General features: G+C 74.6%; 19 protein-coding genes and 1 tRNA gene. 19 read left to right on the top strand and 1 reads right to left on the bottom strand.

The window, feature by feature from the left end; genetic code table 11:
* Positions 1 to 25: 25 nt before the first annotated feature.
* The 10 genes from xerD (at position 26) to PKA89_RS07005 (ending at position 8,886) form a co-directional block, all read left to right on the top strand.
* On the top strand, positions 26 to 937 hold the full coding sequence (gene xerD / locus PKA89_RS06960) for a site-specific tyrosine recombinase XerD (protein WP_324417945.1): 912 nt from the start codon (positions 26 to 28) through the stop codon (positions 935 to 937).
* 147 nt (positions 938 to 1,084) lie between these two features.
* Positions 1,085 to 1,900 carry an AAA family ATPase gene (locus PKA89_RS06965; protein ID WP_324418033.1) on the top strand — a complete coding sequence of 272 codons (816 nt, stop codon included), beginning with the start codon at positions 1,085 to 1,087 and terminating at the stop codon, positions 1,898 to 1,900.
* 5 nt (positions 1,901 to 1,905) lie between these two features.
* Entirely contained in the window at positions 1,906 to 2,829 is a 924-nt protein-coding gene (locus tag PKA89_RS06970; RefSeq protein WP_324417947.1) for a ScpA family protein, read from the top strand.
* Entirely contained in the window at positions 2,822 to 3,457 is a 636-nt protein-coding gene (scpB, locus tag PKA89_RS06975; RefSeq protein WP_324417948.1) for an SMC-Scp complex subunit ScpB, read from the top strand. The genes PKA89_RS06970 and scpB overlap by 8 nt, the downstream gene beginning before the upstream one ends.
* Positions 3,454 to 4,335, top strand: a complete 882-nt coding sequence (locus PKA89_RS06980; protein WP_324417949.1) for a pseudouridine synthase — start codon at positions 3,454 to 3,456, stop codon at positions 4,333 to 4,335. The genes scpB and PKA89_RS06980 overlap by 4 nt, the downstream gene beginning before the upstream one ends.
* Positions 4,335 to 5,417 (top strand): prephenate dehydrogenase, encoded by a 1,083-nt coding sequence (locus tag PKA89_RS06985; RefSeq protein ID WP_324417951.1) that lies wholly within the window; start codon positions 4,335 to 4,337, stop codon positions 5,415 to 5,417. The genes PKA89_RS06980 and PKA89_RS06985 overlap by 1 nt, the downstream gene beginning before the upstream one ends.
* 23 nt (positions 5,418 to 5,440) lie before the next feature.
* Positions 5,441 to 6,136 (top strand): (d)CMP kinase, encoded by a 696-nt coding sequence (cmk, locus tag PKA89_RS06990; protein ID WP_324417953.1) that lies wholly within the window; start codon positions 5,441 to 5,443, stop codon positions 6,134 to 6,136.
* A gap of 58 nt (positions 6,137 to 6,194) precedes the next feature.
* Entirely contained in the window at positions 6,195 to 7,664 is a 1,470-nt protein-coding gene (gene der / locus PKA89_RS06995; protein ID WP_324417955.1) for a ribosome biogenesis GTPase Der, read from the top strand.
* 203 nt (positions 7,665 to 7,867) lie between these two features.
* Positions 7,868 to 7,941 (top strand) — tRNA-Pro (locus PKA89_RS07000).
* A 270-nt stretch (positions 7,942 to 8,211) separates the two neighbouring features.
* The gene (locus PKA89_RS07005; protein WP_324417957.1) at positions 8,212 to 8,886 is read left to right on the top strand and encodes a class I SAM-dependent methyltransferase; all 675 of its coding nucleotides are present in this window, start codon (positions 8,212 to 8,214) and stop codon (positions 8,884 to 8,886) included.
* Here the strand turns inward: PKA89_RS07005 and PKA89_RS07010 are convergent.
* Positions 8,883 to 10,034 (bottom strand): aminotransferase class I/II-fold pyridoxal phosphate-dependent enzyme, encoded by a 1,152-nt coding sequence (locus PKA89_RS07010; protein ID WP_324417960.1) that lies wholly within the window; start codon positions 10,032 to 10,034, stop codon positions 8,883 to 8,885. The genes PKA89_RS07005 and PKA89_RS07010 overlap by 4 nt on opposite strands.
* Before the next feature lie 82 nt (positions 10,035 to 10,116).
* On the opposite strand from PKA89_RS07010, the gene PKA89_RS07015 reads away from it, so the two are divergent.
* The 9 genes from PKA89_RS07015 to PKA89_RS07055 all read left to right on the top strand — a co-directional run bounded on the left by PKA89_RS07015 (position 10,117) and on the right by PKA89_RS07055 (position 15,695).
* A complete protein-coding gene (locus PKA89_RS07015) occupies positions 10,117 to 10,713 on the top strand; it encodes a CDP-alcohol phosphatidyltransferase family protein (RefSeq protein ID WP_324417961.1) in 597 nt (198 codons plus the stop codon).
* A 35-nt stretch (positions 10,714 to 10,748) separates the two neighbouring features.
* Positions 10,749 to 11,606, top strand: a complete 858-nt coding sequence (locus tag PKA89_RS07020; protein WP_324417963.1) for a DUF881 domain-containing protein — start codon at positions 10,749 to 10,751, stop codon at positions 11,604 to 11,606.
* Complete coding sequence (locus PKA89_RS07025; RefSeq protein ID WP_324417965.1) at positions 11,603 to 11,935, top strand: small basic family protein; 333 nt, start codon at positions 11,603 to 11,605, stop codon at positions 11,933 to 11,935. The genes PKA89_RS07020 and PKA89_RS07025 overlap by 4 nt, the downstream gene beginning before the upstream one ends.
* Positions 11,932 to 12,699 (top strand): DUF881 domain-containing protein, encoded by a 768-nt coding sequence (locus PKA89_RS07030; protein WP_324417967.1) that lies wholly within the window; start codon positions 11,932 to 11,934, stop codon positions 12,697 to 12,699. The genes PKA89_RS07025 and PKA89_RS07030 overlap by 4 nt, the downstream gene beginning before the upstream one ends.
* Before the next feature lie 30 nt (positions 12,700 to 12,729).
* Positions 12,730 to 13,116, top strand: a complete 387-nt coding sequence (gene gcvH, locus PKA89_RS07035; RefSeq protein ID WP_324417969.1) for a glycine cleavage system protein GcvH — start codon at positions 12,730 to 12,732, stop codon at positions 13,114 to 13,116.
* Between the two features lie 159 nt (positions 13,117 to 13,275).
* Complete coding sequence (locus PKA89_RS07040) at positions 13,276 to 13,677, top strand: FHA domain-containing protein (RefSeq protein WP_324418035.1); 402 nt, start codon at positions 13,276 to 13,278, stop codon at positions 13,675 to 13,677.
* A gap of 12 nt (positions 13,678 to 13,689) precedes the next feature.
* A complete protein-coding gene (locus PKA89_RS07045; protein ID WP_324417972.1) occupies positions 13,690 to 14,370 on the top strand; it encodes a MerR family transcriptional regulator in 681 nt (226 codons plus the stop codon).
* Positions 14,371 to 14,424: 54 nt separating this feature from the next.
* Positions 14,425 to 14,916 (top strand): bifunctional nuclease family protein, encoded by a 492-nt coding sequence (locus tag PKA89_RS07050; protein ID WP_324417974.1) that lies wholly within the window; start codon positions 14,425 to 14,427, stop codon positions 14,914 to 14,916.
* Positions 14,917 to 15,107: 191 nt separating this feature from the next.
* A complete protein-coding gene (locus tag PKA89_RS07055; protein ID WP_324417975.1) occupies positions 15,108 to 15,695 on the top strand; it encodes a MerR family transcriptional regulator in 588 nt (195 codons plus the stop codon).
* Positions 15,696 to 15,697: the final 2 nt, after the last annotated feature.

Below are 15,697 nucleotides of genomic sequence, written 5' to 3' on the forward strand. Positions count from 1 at the left end.
GCCGTCGACGGCCCGTCCCACGCCCGTGGGGCGGGCCGTCGACGCGTGGCTGACCCACCTCGACGTCGAGCGGGGCGTCTCGGCCAACACCCTGGCCGCGTACCGCCGCGACCTCGCCCGGTGGGCCGGGCACCTCGCCGCCGCCGGCGTGACCCGGCCGGAGGAGGTGACGGAGGCGCACGTCACCGAGTTCCTCGCCCGCCTGCGCGAGGGGGACGCCGAGCACCGGCCCCTCGCGGCCTCGTCGGCCGCCCGCACCCTCGTCGCCGTCCGGGGACTGCACCGCTTCCTGGCGCTCGAGGGGGTCCTCGCGGACGACCCGTCCCGTGACGTCGCGCCCCCACGCACCCCGGACCGGCTGCCGAAGGCCATCCCGCTGGCCGACGTCGAGCGGTTGCTCGACGCGGCGTCGGTGGGGGACACCCCGACCTCGCTGCGCGACCGGGCCCTCCTCGAGGTGCTCTACGGCACGGGCGCGCGCATCTCGGAGGCGGTCGGGCTCGACGTCGACGACCTCGACACCGACGAGGGCGTGGTCCGGCTGCGCGGCAAGGGCGGCAAGGAGCGGATCGTCCCGCTCGGGTCGTACGCCGCCGCCGCCCTCGCGGCGTGGCTCGTCCGCGGGCGCCCGGCGCTGGGCGGGCACGGCCGGGGGACCCCGGCGGTCTTCCTCGGGGTGCGGGGGGCCCGGCTCTCGCGACAGAGCGCGTGGGCGGTGCTGCGGGCCGCCGCCGAGCAGGCCCAGCTCACCGGGCACCTCTCGCCGCACACGCTGCGGCACTCGTTCGCGACCCACCTGCTCGAAGGCGGGGCCGACGTGCGCGTCGTCCAGGAGCTGCTCGGGCACGCCTCGGTGACGACCACCCAGATCTACACCCGGGTCACCGTCCAGCAGCTGCGCGAGGTCTACGCCCAGAGCCACCCGCGCGCCCGCTGAGCAGGACCGCGTGCGCTGATAGGGTCGAGCCCGATCAGCGAGAGGCTGACCGACGCACGAGAGGCACCGGGGAGTAGAGAGTTGGCCGAGACCGACGCGGCGTTCCAGATCCGCATCGACGGACAGGTCGGACCGACGGGTCGCCCGATGCCCGACTTCCCCGTTCCCGCCCCGCTGACCAGCCACGGGCCGGCGCGGATCATCGCCATGTGCAACCAGAAGGGCGGCGTCGGCAAGACGACGACGACCATCAACCTCGGCGCGGCCCTGGCCGAGCTCGGTCGCCGGGTGCTGCTCGTCGACTTCGACCCCCAGGGGGCCCTGTCGGTCGGCCTCGGCATCAACGTCAACGAGCTCGACGTCACGGTCTACAACCTGCTCGTCGAGCGCGGCCACGACGTCCGCGACGTCATCCAGCAGACGAAGGTCGCGGGCCTCGACGTCCTGCCGGCCAACATCGACCTGTCCGCCGCCGAGGTCCAGCTCGTCGGCGAGGTGGCGCGCGAGCAGATCCTGGCCCGCGTGCTGCGCCCGGTGATGGACGACTACGACGTCGTGATGGTCGACTGCCAACCTTCGCTCGGCCTGCTGACCGTCAACGCGCTCACCGCCGCGCACGGGGTCGTCATCCCGCTCGAGTGCGAGTTCTTCGCGATGCGCGGGGTCGCCCTCCTCGTCGAGACGATCGAGAAGATCACCGACCGGCTCAACCCGCGGCTGACCATCGACGGCATCCTCGCGACGATGTACGACGGCCGCACGCTGCACTCCAAGGAGGTCGTCGCGAGCGTCGTCGAGCACTTCGGCGACCAGGTGTTCCACACCGTCATCTCGCGCACCGTGAAGTTCCCGGACGCCTCGCTGGCCGCCGAACCGCTCACGACCTACGACGGCGCGCACAAGGGCGCCGAGGCCTACCGCCAGCTCGCCCGCGAGCTCATCGCCCGCGGCGGGGCGGCCTGACCCGCATGTCCTCGCCCCCCGGGGCCGCGGAGCAGGAGGCGGTCGTCCCCGGCGGTGTCATCACCCGCCGGGCGGCGGCGACCCCGTTCGAGGTGCACCTCGAGAACTTCTCCGGCCCCTTCGACCTCCTCCTCGGGCTGATCAGCAAGCACAAGCTCGACATCACCGAGATCGCCCTCGCGTCGGTGACCGACGAGTTCATCGCGTTCATCCGCGCCGCGCGCGAGGGCGAGACCGAGTGGGACCTCTCGCAGGCCACCGAGTTCCTCGTCGTCGCCTCGACCCTGCTCGACCTCAAGGCCGCCCGGCTGCTGCCGCAGGCCGGCCCCGAGGACGAGGACGACCTCGCGCTCATCGAGGCCCGCGACATCCTCTTCGCGCGGTTGCTGCAGTACCGGGCCTTCAAGGACATCGCGCACACCTTCGGCGAGCGGATGGCCACCGCCGGCCGCCGCCAGCCGCGCTCGGTCGCGCTGGAGCCGCACCTGGCGGCCCTGCTCCCCGAGCTGGTCATGACCGTGACGCCCGAGCAGCTGGCGATGATCGCCGCGCGGGCGATGACCCCGAAGGCCCCGCCGACCGTCGGCCTGACCCACCTCCACGCGCCGCAGGTCAGCGTGCGCGAGCAGGCCGGGGTCATCGGCGCCCGGCTGCGCCGCGAGCGGGTCGCGTCCTTCCGCAGCCTCGTCGCGGACGCCGACAGCACGCTCGTCGTCGTCGCGCGCTTCCTCGCCCTCCTCGAGCTGTTCCGCGAGGCGGCCATCGGCTTCGAGCAGGCCGAGGCGCTCGGCGAGCTGACCGTGCGCTGGACCGGTCCGGAGGAGGGCGACATCGAGGTCACCGACGAGTTCGACGAGTCGCCGCCGGGCGAGGACGACCCGCCGGCCGACCCCGCACCCCCGAGCACCGAGGAGACCCCCGATGAGTGAGCCCGAGCCGGAGGTGGCCGCGGCCGCCCCCGACGCCGCACCGGAGGAGCAGCTGGCGCTCGACGTCGCCGAGTTCCCCGGCGGCATCCACGGCGCCCTCGAGGCGGTGCTCATGGTCGTCGACGAGCCGGTCACGACGCCGGCCCTCGCCTCGGCCCTCGAGCAGCCGGTCGCCGACGTCGAGGTGGCCCTCGCCGAGCTCGAGGACGGCTACGCCGCCCAGAACCGCGGGTTCACGCTGCGCCAGGTCGGTGGCGGCTGGCGGATGTACAGCCGGCACGAGTACGCCCCGGTCGTCGAGCGGTTCGTCCTCGACGGCCAGCAGGCCCGGCTCACCCAGGCCTCGCTCGAGACGCTGGCCGTCATCGCCTACCGGCAGCCGGTCTCCCGCTCGCGCGTCGCCGCGGTGCGCGGGGTCAACGTCGACGGCGTCATCCGCACGCTCCTCACCCGCGGGCTCATCGAGGAGGTCGGCCAGGACCACGAGTCCACGGCCACCCTCTACGGCACGACGTCGTACTTCCTCGAGCGCCTCGGGCTGCAGTCCCTCGAGGAGCTGCCCGCCCTCGCCCCCTACCTGCCGGAGGTCGACGTGCTGGACGAGATCGCCGAAGGAGGCCGGGGATGACCCCGCCGAAGGGCCGGGGCGGCCAGCGCTCCGGGGACCGCCAGCAGCGGCCGCGCGGCGCCGGGGGAGCCGGCCGCGGGGGTGGCAACACCCGGCGCAGCCAGCCGACCCGGCCCAAGCCCGAGCCGCAGCGCCCGGTCGTCGACGTCCACGACCCCGACGGCGTCCGCCTGCAGAAGCTGCTCGCCGCGGCCGGCGTCGGCTCACGTCGGGTCTGCGAGGACCTCATCAGCCAGGGCCGCGTCGAGGTCGACGGCCAGGTGGTGCGCGAGCTCGGGGTCCGGATCCGGGCCACTCAGGTGGTCCACGTCGACGGTGAGCGGGTGCAGCTCGACGAGTCGCGGGTCTACCTCGCCTTCAACAAGCCGCTCAACGTCGTCACCTCGATGAGCGACGAGCTCGGCCGGGTCGACATCGGCGACTACTTCGGGGACCGCAAGGAGCGGCTCTTCCACGTCGGCCGGCTCGACGCCGACACCGAGGGCCTGCTGCTGCTGACCAACGACGGCGACCTCGCGCACCGGCTGCAGCACCCGCGCTACGGCGTCCTCAAGACCTACCTGGCGCAGATCCCCGGCCCGGTGCCGCGCGACCTGGGCCGGCGGCTGCGCGAGGGCGTCGAGCTCGAGGACGGCCCGGTCGCGGTCGACTCCTTCAAGGTCGTCGACTCCCAGCCGGGCAAGGCCATCGTCGAGGTCGTCCTCCACGAGGGGCGCAAGCACATCGTCCGGCGGATGCTCGCCGAGGTGGGCCACCCGGTCCAGTCCCTCGTGCGGACGCAGGTGGGGCCGGTGCGCCTCGGCGACACCAAGCCGGGGAAGTTCCGGGCGCTGTCGAGCACGGAGGTCGCGGCCCTCTACAAGGCCGCCGGTCTCTGATGCGCGTCCACGTCGTCGGCACCGGGCTGATCGGCACCTCCCTGGGCCTCGCGCTGACGCGGCACGGCGACGAGGTGACCCTCGAGGACGCCGTCCCGACGCACGCGGCGCTGGCCCGCGACCTCGGGGCCGGCCGGCTCCCGGCTCCGGGGGAGGAGCTCTCGCCCGACCTCGTCATCGTCGCCGCGCCGCCGGACGTCACCGCGGCCTGCGTGCTCTCGGCGCTCGAGCGGTGGCCGGCCGCCGGCGTCACGGACGTCGCGTCGGTCAAGGGGGCCGTCCTCGCGGCGCTGAGGTCGGCGGGCGCCGACCTCGCCCGCTACTGCGGCTCGCACCCGATGGCGGGGCGCGAGCGGTCCGGCGCGGTGTCGGGCCGGCACGACCTCTTCGACGGCCGCGCGTGGGTGCTCACCCCGACCGACGTGACGCTGCCCGAGGTGCTCGAGCTCGTCACCTCCGTCGCACGGGCGGCGGGCGCCGCGGTGCGCCGGCTGCCGCCGGAGGAGCACGACCGGGCGGTGGCGGCCGTCTCGCACGTGCCGCAGCTGGCGGCGAGCCTCGTGGCCGCGCGGCTCGAGACCCTCGACGAGGCGGCGGTCTCGCTCGCCGGGCAGGGGCTGCGCGACGTCACCCGGATCGCCGCGAGCGACCCGCACCTGTGGACCCAGATCCTCGCCGGCAACGCGGGAGCGGTCCGTGAGGTGCTCGCCGCCCTGGCCGCCGACCTGGACGGTGTCGTCGCGGCCCTGGCCGCGCTCGAGGGCGGCGAGGACGCCGTCGGCGCCCGTGGCACGCTCGCCCGGGCCATGGCGGCCGGCAACGCCGGCCAGGCCCGCATCCCGGGCAAGCACGGGGCCGCCCCGACCGCGTACACGACGGTCCGGGTGCTCATCCCGGACGAGCCGGGCCAGCTCGGGCGGCTGTTCGCCGACATCGGCGAGATCGGGACCAACATCGAGGAGTTCCACCTCGACCACGGGCTCGGCCAGCCCTTCGGGCTCGCCGAGGTCGACGTCGTGCCGGCAGCGGCCACGGACCTCGCCGAGGCGCTGGCCGCCCGGGGCTGGCGCCTGCACGGCTGAGGTCCTCAGTAGGCTCTCCACCCATGACCGCGCCGCTCACCATCGCCATCGACGGTCCCTCCGGCTCCGGGAAGAGCAGCGTGGCGCGGGCCGTGGCGCAGCGCCTCGGGGTGGGCTACCTCGACACCGGGGCGATGTACCGGGCGCTCGCCTGGTGGTGCCTCGCGCAGGGCATCGACCTCGAGGACCGGCTCGCCGTCGCCGAGGCCGCGGCCCGCTACCCGCTCGAGCTGAGCACCGACCCCGAGCACGTCACCGTGTCGGTCGGCGGCACCGACGTCACCCGGGCGATCCGCGAGACCGACGTGACGGCCGCCGTCACCGCGGTGGCCACCAACCCCGACGTGCGTCCGGTGCTCCAGGAGGCCCAGCGGCGGCTCATGGCGCAGACCGCCGAGCGCACCGGGGGCGTCGTCGCCGAGGGGCGCGACATCACGACCGTCGTGGCACCCGACGCCCGCGTCCGGGTCCTGCTCACGGCCTCCGAGGAGGCCCGCCTGCGTCGCCGCTCCACCGAGCTGCACGGCTCCGCCGACGCCGCCGCGGTCGAGGCCACCCGCGACCAGGTGGTCCGCCGCGACCGCGCCGACTCCACCGTCTCCGCGTTCACCGAGGCGGCCGAGGGCGTCGTCCTCGTCGACACCTCCGACCTCGACCTCGACGAGAGCATCGAGGCGGTGCTCGACGTCGTCGCGACCGCCACCGAGTCCGAGCGCTGACCGGCGCTCGGAGGAGGACGATTCGGGGGAGCGGGCCCCGGTACGGGAGGATGGTGCGGTGAGCACCGAGGACCCGACCCAGACCCAGGACCCCGAGGCCGTCGAGCGCGCCCTGCGGGCCGGCCTCGAGGACTTCGAGCTCGACGACGACGACCGCGCCCTCCTGGACGCCGAGGGCGGGCTCGACGACGACGCCGACCTGCGCGGCCCGTCGCCGGTCGTCGCGATCGTCGGCCGCCCGAACGTCGGCAAGTCGACGCTGGTCAACCGCATCCTCGGCCGGCGCGAGGCCGTCGTCGAGGACGTCCCGGGGGTCACCCGTGACCGCGTCGCCTACGACGCCGAGTGGACCGGGCATCCGTTCACCGTCGTCGACACCGGCGGCTGGGAGGTCGACGCCACGGGCATCCACCTGCGCGTCGCCGAGCAGGCCGAGATCGCCGTCGAGCTCGCGGACGCCGTGATGTTCGTCGTCGACGCCACGGTCGGCGCCACCGACGACGACGAGGCAGTGGTCCGGATGCTGCGGCGCGCGGGCAAGCCGGTCGTCCTCGTCGCGAACAAGGTCGACGACCAGCGCACCGAGGCCGACGCCGCGGCGCTGTGGAACCTCGGGCTCGGCCAGCCGTGGCCGGTCTCGGCGCTCCACGGACGCGGGAGTGGTGACGTGCTCGACGCCCTCCTCGAGGTCCTGCCCGAGGTCTCGGCGGTCGGGGCCTACGCGCGGGGCGGGCCGCGACGCGTCGCCCTGCTCGGCCGGCCGAACGTCGGCAAGTCCTCGATGCTCAACAAGCTGACGGGCACCGACCGCGTCGTCGTCGACGACGTCGCCGGCACCACGCGTGACCCGGTCGACGAGGTCGTCGAGCTCGGTGGCCGCGCGTGGCGGTTCGTCGACACGGCGGGCATCCGCCGCCGGGTGCACCAGACCCGCGGCGCCGACTTCTACGCCTCGCTGCGCACCCAGACCGCGCTCGAGAAGGCGGAGGTCGCCGTCGTGCTCGTCGACGCCAGCGACACGATCGCCGAGCAGGACGTGCGGGTGATCCAGCAGGTCATCGACGCCGGGCGCGCGCTCGTCATCGCCTACAACAAGTGGGACCTCACCGACGAGGAGCGCCGGCACTTCCTCGAGCGCGAGATCGAGCGCGACCTGGTCCAGGTGCCGTGGGCGCCGCGGGTCAACGTCTCGGCCCGCACCGGCCGCCACCTCGAGAAGCTCGTCCCGGCGATCGACCGAGCCCTGGAGTCGTGGGAGACCCGCATCTCCACCGGGCGGCTCAACGCGTTCCTCGGCGAGGTCGTCGCGGCGCACCCGCACCCGGTCCGCGGCGGCAAGCAGCCGCGCATCCTCTTCGCCACCCAGGCCGGCACCCGGCCCCCGCGCTTCGTCCTCTTCGCCTCCGGCTTCATCGAGGCGGGCTACCGCCGGTTCGTCGAGCGCCGGCTGCGCGAGGAGTTCGGGTTCGAGGGGACCCCGATCGAGATCTCGGTCCGGGTCCGCGAGAAGCGCAACGCCCGCCGCTGACCCGCCGTCCCGCCCCCCTCGCCCCACGAGTATCGGGTCACCCGATACGGCCGCGCTTCACCCCGGAACCGTTCCCGGGTGGAGCGCGACGAAGCCGGGTGAGGGCCCCGGGCGGGGCCGGGCGCCGCTCCGCCCCGGACCGATTGGGTCGGGCGCCGCGCGGTGGGATAAGGTTTCGACCGCTCCCGCGAGGGGGCGAGCCACGGGCTGTGGCGCAGCTTGGTAGCGCACTTGACTGGGGGTCAAGGGGTCGCAGGTTCAAATCCTGTCAGCCCGACCGCGAGCGAGGGCCGCTGCAGATCGACGGAGTCGATCTGCAGCGGCCCTCGTCGCACGTCGGGACTGACGGGATGCCGGGAGCGCGAGCGCCCTGCGAGGGACGAGCGAGGCAGGAGCGCGGCGTCCTGTCAGCCCGACGGGATCCCGGGAGCGCGAGCGCCGCGACGGACGAGCGGGGCAGGAGCGCGGCGTCCTGTCAGCCCGACCGGATGCCGGGAGCGCGGCGTCCGGTCTGCCCGGACGCGAGGCCGGGGGCTACGGTGCCGGAATGAGCATCGACCGGGACTGGGACCGCCGGGCCGACGAGCTGGCCGCCGCCTCGGTCGCCGAGAGCCCGACGCGTTGGTTCGTGCAGCTGTGGGGTGAGGCCGCCGAGGACCGGATCGACACCCCGTGGGCCCGGACCGCGGCCTACCCGCCGGTCGTCGAGCACGTCGCCGCGACCGGCCCGGGGGAGGGGCGCCGCGCGGTGGTCGTCGGGGCCGGGCTCGGGGCCGACGCCGAGCACCTCGCGACGCAGGGCTGGGCGACGACCGCCTTCGACGTCGCCCCGGCCGCCGTCGAGCTGGCCCGCGACCGGCATCCCGGCACGAGCGTCGACTACCGCGTCGCCGACCTCCTCGACCTCCCGCCGGACCTCGTGGGTGCGTTCGACCTCGTCGTCGACGTCTTCACGGTCCAGGCGCTCCCGCCGAGGGTGCGGCCCGAGGCGGTGGCGGGGGTGCGGGCGCTGCTGGCCCCGGGTGGGACCCTGCTCGCCGTCCAGTTCGTCCGCGAGCGCGGCGAGGACCCGGGGGTCGACCCGCCGTGGCTGCTCGACGAGGACGAGGTGCGCTCGCTCGCCGCGGGCGACGTGGTGCTGCACTCGCTCGAGCGCCGGGGGCACCCCCTCAACCCGGCCGGCCCGGACGTCTGGGTCGCGGTCCTGCGGCGCGGGACCTAGAGGATCGAGGCCATCCGGCGCACGGCCTCCTCGAGGATCTGCGGGGAGGTGGCGAAGTTGAGCCGGACGAACCCCCGGCCGGCCTCGGCGCCGTAGCGCGGGCCGGACCCGAGGGCGACCCGTCCCCGCTCGCGGAAGACGGCCGCGGGGTCGTCCCCGAGCCCGAGCGCGCGGCAGTCCAGCCACGCGAGGTAGGTGGCCTCGGGGCTCACCCAGCGCACCTGCGGCAGGTGCTCCCCGAGGAGCCGCCCGACGAGGTCGCGGTTGGCGGTCAGCTCGGTGCGCAGCCGGGCGTGCCACTCGAGCCCGTCGCGCATCGCGGCGACGTGCGCGATCTCGCCGACGTGGGACGAACCGTGCGTGTGCACCTCGGGCATCCGGGCGAGGTCCTCCCGGGCCTGCCGGCCGGCCACGACGACCGCCGACTTCAGGCCGGCGAGGTTCCAGCCCTTCGACGGGGAGAAGACCGAGAAGGCGTCCTCGGCGCCCGGCACGGTGAGGTACGGCGTGAAGCGGGGTCCGCCGTCATGGACGAGCGGCGCGTGGATCTCGTCGGCGACGACCCGGACCCCGAACTCGCGGGCCAGCGCGGCCAGCGTCGCGAGCTCGTCGGGGGTGTGGACCGCGCCCGTCGGGTTCTGCGGGTTGCACAGGAGGTAGCCGACCCGGCCGCCGCCGGCGGTGGCCTCGCGGAAGGCGGCCCGCAGCGCCTCGGGGTCCAACCGCCCGTCCGCACCGAGCGGTGCGTCGACCCGACGGCGGCCGATGGCCTCGACGAAGCCGAAGAACGAGTCGTACACCGGGGGAGAGACGACGACGGCGCCGCGCTCGTCGGTGAGCATCCGCAGCACCTCGCTCGCGCCGATCATCACGTCGGCGACGACGAGCATCGAGCTCGGGGCGACGTCCCACCCCCACGCCGTCCCGGCGTAGCGCGCCACCGTCTCGGCGTACCTCGGTGCCCACCCGTAGCCGGTGTCGCCGCGGGAGACCGCGGCGGTCACCGCCTCGACGACCGCGGGGCAGGGCGAGCAGTCCATCTCGGCGACCCACAGGGGCAGCACGTCCGGCGGGTAGGCCAGCCACTTGACACTGGTCCGGTCGCGCCGCAGGTCGGCCTCGTTCGCGCCGAGGATGCTCGTGCCCATCCCGCCACCCTAGGGGCCGGTGGCGCGCCGACGAGGTGGCGCCCCGTCGGCCGGGTCTCCCGCACGCAATACAGTGGCGCCCATGACGGGCGCGGGGTCGCAGGGCGGCGTGAGCACGCGTGTCCTCACGCTGCCCAACGTGCTGAGCGCGCTCCGGCTCGTCGGGGTCCCGGTCTTCCTCTGGGCGATCCTCAGCCGGCACGACGCGCTGGCCCTCGTGCTCCTCATGGTCTCGGGGCTCACCGACTGGCTCGACGGCAAGATCGCCCGGGCCTGGGGCCTGGAGTCACGGCTCGGGCAGCTCCTCGACCCGGTCGCCGACCGGCTCTACATCGCCTCGACGCTCCTCGGCCTCGCCTGGCGCGACATCCTCCCGTGGTGGGTCGTCGTCGTCCTCTTCGCCCGCGAGGCCTTCATGGGCGTCGTCGTCCTCGTCGCCAAGCGGCACGGATGGGTCGGCCTCCCGGTCCACTTCGCCGGCAAGGCGGCCACCTTCAACCTCCTCTACGCCTTCCCGCTGCTCCTCCTCGCCGACGGCACGGGCCCGGTGGCGCGCATCGCCGAGCCGGTGGGCTGGGGCTTCGCGTGGTGGGGTATCACGCTGTACTGGCTGGCCGGCGTGCTCTACGCGATGCAGCTGCGGAGGCTCCTCGCGCACGAGCGGGCGGTCCCCGCGTGAGCGCGGCGCCGGGGGGCCGTCGTCCGGACGCGTCGATGACGCTCATCCGCACGATGATGGAGCGCCCCCTCGACCCGGGCTACCGGGCCGCCGCCGACCGGCGCGAGGCGCAGGGGCTGCCGCGCTCGACGTCCCTGCGCTCGCCACGGCTGCTCGCCGCGACCCTGGCGATCGGGCTCGTCGTCGGCGGCGCCGCCGCCAACCTCAGGGCGACGAGCAGCCCCCGCTCCGCCGCGCGCGCCGACCTCGTCAAGCAGATCGAGTCGCGCCGGGTCGAGGTCGACCGCCTCTCCGTCGAGGCCCAGCGCCTCCAGGCCCAGGTCGCCACCCTCGAGGCAGCCCAGCTCGGGCCGTCCGCCGGGGGCGGCGAGCGCGGACGGCAGCTGGCCATGGCCGCCGGCGCGGTCGCGATGACCGGGCCGGGGATGCTCGTGACCCTCGACGACGCACCGGACGCCGACACCGCCACGGGTGACCAGGCCGACCAGCAGCGCGTCCTCAGCCGCGACCTGCAGTACGTCGTCAACTTCCTGTGGCAGGCCGGCGCCGAGGCCGTGAGCATCAACGGCAACCGGATCACCTCGGTCTCTGCCATCCGGTTCGCGGGGTCGGCCATCATCGTCGACTTCCGCCCCCTGACCCGGCCCTACCGCATCACCGCCCTCGGCGACCCGCGCACCCTGCCGGGGGCCTTCGCCGACGGCGCCGGTGGGGCCTACCTCACGACCCTGCACAACATGGTCGGGGTGCGAGCCGACACCGAGGTGCACGACGACGACGACCTCTCGGTGCCGGGGGCGGTGGGCCTCACCACCCGGTACGCGCAGACGGTGGATACTGGGGCGTCCCCGACGAGCGGGGCGCCCACCGACCCGGAGGACGGCTCGTCGTGATCCCTGCCATCGGCCTGGCCCTCGGCATCCTCGTCGGGCTGCTCCTGCAGCCCGCGGTGCCGGTGTGGCTGCAGCCCTACCTCCCGATCGCCGTCATCGCCGCGTTGGACGCGGTCTTCGGCGCGGTCCGGGCCATCCTCGACGGCATCTTCAGCGACAAGGTGTTCGTCGTCTCGTTCCTCTCCAACGTGGTCGTCGCCGCGTTCATCGTCTTCCTCGGCGACAAGCTCGGGGTCGGCAGCCAGCTCTCGACCGGCGTCGTCGTCGTCCTCGGGGTGCGGATCTTCTCCAACGTCGCCGCGATCCGCCGGCACCTCTTCGACGCATGAGCGAGGAGCCGGGCGGCCCCGGACGGGCGCCGCGCGACGCCCGGCACGCATGGGCCCGGCTGCGGCGCGCCGGGTCGCCGCGCCCGAGCCGGTCCAACCTCCTCGCGATGCTGCTCGCCGCCGCGCTGGGCTTCGCGATCATCGCCCAGGTCCGGCAGACCTCGATCCAGGGGCTGGAGACCCTCCGCGAGGACGAGCTGGTCCGGATCTTCGCCGACGTCGACCAGGACGGCGACCAGCTCTCCGGCGAGGTGCGCGACCTGCAGTCCTCGCTCGACCTCCTCAAGAGCCGCACCACGGGCGAGCAGGAGGCGCAGCGGGCGGCCCAGCAGCGCCTCGACGCGCTCGGCATCCTCGCCGGCACGGCGCCGGCCACCGGACCCGGCGTTCTCGTCCGGATCGACGACCCGCAGGGCAAGGTCCGCCAGACCATCATCCTCGACGCCGTCCAGGAGCTGCGGGCGGCGGGCGCCGAGGCCATCCAGGTGGGGTCGGTGCGCGTCGTCGCCTCGACGTGGTTCGCCGACACCGACGCCGGCATCTCGGTCTCGGGCACCGAGGTGCGCCCGCCGTACCTCATCCGCGCGATCGGCGACTCCGACACCCTCGCCGGCGCCATGCAGATCCCCGGTGGGGTCACCGCGACGGTCCGCCGGGCCGGGGCGGAGGCCACCGTCGAGATCCAGGACAAGGTCGAGGTGGGCGCGTTGCTCAGCGTCCGCACGCCTCAGTACGCTCGGCCGGTACCCACGCCCACCCCCTGACGCGACACCCGCGCACCGGACAGGAGAACCATGAGCGACCTCGAGTACCCCGCAGGCCTGCGCTACACCGCCGAGCACGAGTGGGTCCGCGAGGAGGGTGACGTCGTCCGCATCGGCATCACCGCCTTCGCCCAGGAGGCCCTCGGCGACGTCGTGTACGTCAGCCTCCCGGGGGTGGGGGACACCGTGACGGCCGGCGACACCTGCGGGGAGGTCGAGTCGACCAAGTCGGTCAGCGACCTCTACGCGCCCGTCTCCGGTGAGGTCACCGCCGTCAACCCCGCCCTCGACGCCACCCCCGAGCTCGTCAACTCCGACCCGTACGGCGAGGGCTGGATGTACGAGCTGCGGCCGGCCGACGCTGCCGACGTCGCGGCTCTCCTCGACGTCGACGGGTACACCTCCCAGCTCTCCTGAGCCGCGCACACCTCGCAGGTCACCCCGGGCGCGGGACTTCCACGCCGTCGTGATCTAGGGTGGGCACTCCCCGGGAGACACCGAGGAAAGGGTGGTAGGGACGAGATGACCAGCGACGAGCGCGGAGGCGACCAGCAGCCCGTGCCGGAGCCCACGACCATGCGCCTCCAGGCGGTCGAGGGTGCCCGCGTCGAGCCGCAGGGCGAGGCCGAGCACGTCCTGACCAAGGCCGACCTCGCGACCGTCGAGGCCCTGCGCCCCGGGACCGCGCTCCTCGTCGTCCTCCGTGGCCCGAACACCGGGGCCCGCTTCCTCCTCGACGACGACGAGGTGCTCGCCGGGCGGCACCCGGACAGCGACATCTTCCTCGACGACGTCACCGTCTCGCGCAAGCACGCCCAGTTCCGCCGCTCCGGTGGCACCTTCGTCGTCCGCGACGTCGGCTCGCTCAACGGCACCTACGTCAACCGCGACCTCGTCGAGGAGGCCACCCTCTCCACCGGCGACGAGGTGCAGATCGGCAAGTTCCGCCTCGTGTTCTACGCGGCGGCGAGCGACTGACGGCAGGCGCCGGTGCGCCCCCTGACCATCGGGGCCGTCGTCACGGCCCTCGCCGAGGAGTTCCCGGACGTCACCGTCTCCAAGGTGCGCTTCCTCGAGGCCGAGGGCCTCGTCACGCCGGAGCGCACCGGGTCCGGCTACCGCCGGTACGCCCCCGCCGACGTCGAGCGGCTGCGCTACGTCCTGCGGGCGCAGCGGGACCTCTTCTGGCCGCTGCGGGTCATCAAGGACTCGCTCGCGGCGATCGACCGCGGTCTCGTCCCGGCCGGCGCCGAGCTGCGGCCGGTCGTCCCCGAGCCGGCGCCCGACCCCGAGGTGCCCGACGCCGCCGCCCTCCTCGAGGAGGCCGCGCTGCGGCTGACCCGGGCCGAGCTCGCGACCGCCGCCGGGCTCGACGACACCGCCGTCGCCGACCTGCTCGACCACGGCCTGCTGCGCCCGGACGCCGACGGGCTGCACGGCGCCGACGACCTGCGGGCGGCGCGGGCCGCCGCCGGCCTCGCCCGCTACGGGGTGCAGGCGCGGCACCTGCGCGGCGCCCGGACAGCCGCCGACCGCGAGGTCGGGCTCGTCGAGCAGGTCACCGGCACCCTCCGCGGGGCGGACGGCCGGCGCGCGGCGGCCGAGGTGACCCACCTGGTCCTTGCCCTCCACGCCGCGCTCGTCCGCGGCGGTCTCGCGGCCGGCGGCTGACGGACCGGACCCGGCGCCCGACACCGCTGCGGGGGAGCGGGGTACGGTGGCCGTGTGAAGGTCATGGACGTGCTCGGGGTCCGGGTCGAGATGCCGAACAACCAGCCGATCGTGCTGCTCCGTGAGCGCGACGGGCTGCGCTACCTGCCGATCTGGATCGGGGCGGCCGAGGCCACCGCCATCGCCTACGCCCAGCAGGGCGTCGTGCCGCCCCGGCCGTTGACCCACGACCTGCTCCGGTCGGTCATCGACGACCTCGGCCACACCCTGACCCGGGTCCGCATCGTCGCGCTGCGCGACGGCGCCTTCCACGCCGTCCTCGACATCGACGGCGGCGCGCAGGCCGGGGGCACCGACGTCGACTCGCGCTCGTCCGACGCCATCGCCCTCGCCCTGCGGGCGGGCGCCGAGATCGTCGCCGAGGACGAGCTGCTCGACGAGGCCGGGGTCGAGATGGCCGAGACCGAGGACGACGAGGTCGAGAAGTTCAAGGAGTTCCTCGACCAGGTCTCGGCCGACGACTTCGACACCGACCCGGAGTCCTGAGACCGCCTCGCGCGTGCCGACCGCCCCGCGCGCCGCGACACGCCGGTGAGCGTGCCGGGTCGACGGTCGTTGACCACTGTCACATCCGTCTCTACTGTCACACCAGTCACAGAAGTGACCGAGGGAGTGACGCCGGTGTCATTTCCCGGCGTACAGTCGGCCAGAGACGTCGGCAGCACCAGGAGGTAGGCGTGAGCTCCACGGGAGAAGCGCGGCAGGGCGGTCGTCCCGCACCCACCGTCGCGCAGGGCGTCCTGTTCGCCGACGACCTGCCCGAGCTCGACGACGAGGTCGGCTACCGCGGCCCGACGGCGTGCAAGGCTGCTGGCATCACCTACCGCCAGCTCGACTACTGGGCACGCACCGGGCTCGTCGAGCCCTCGGTCCGTGCGGCCGGCGGCTCCGGCACCCAGCGCCTGTACGGCTTCCGCGACATCCTCGTGCTCAAGGTGGTCAAGCGCCTCCTCGACACCGGCGTCTCGCTCCAGCAGATCCGTGGCGCCATCACCGTGCTGCGGGCTCGCGGGGTCGAGGACCTCGCCGGCATCACCCTCATGAGCGACGGCGCCTCGGTCTACGAGTGCACCTCCACCGACGAGGTCATCGACCTCCTGCAGGGCGGGCAGGGCGTCTTCGGCATCGCCGTCGGCAAGGTCTGGCGTGAGGTCGAGGGCACGCTCTCCGACCTGCCGAGCGAGCGTGCGGAGGGGGAGGGCGGCGCCGAGGCGCTGCACCCCGACGACGAGCTCGGCGCCCGTCGCGCCGCGCGCCTGGCCTGAGG

It is taken from the genome of Phycicoccus sp., from assembly GCF_035325325.1.
Taxonomy (GTDB): Bacteria; Actinomycetota; Actinomycetes; order Actinomycetales; family Dermatophilaceae; genus Phycicoccus.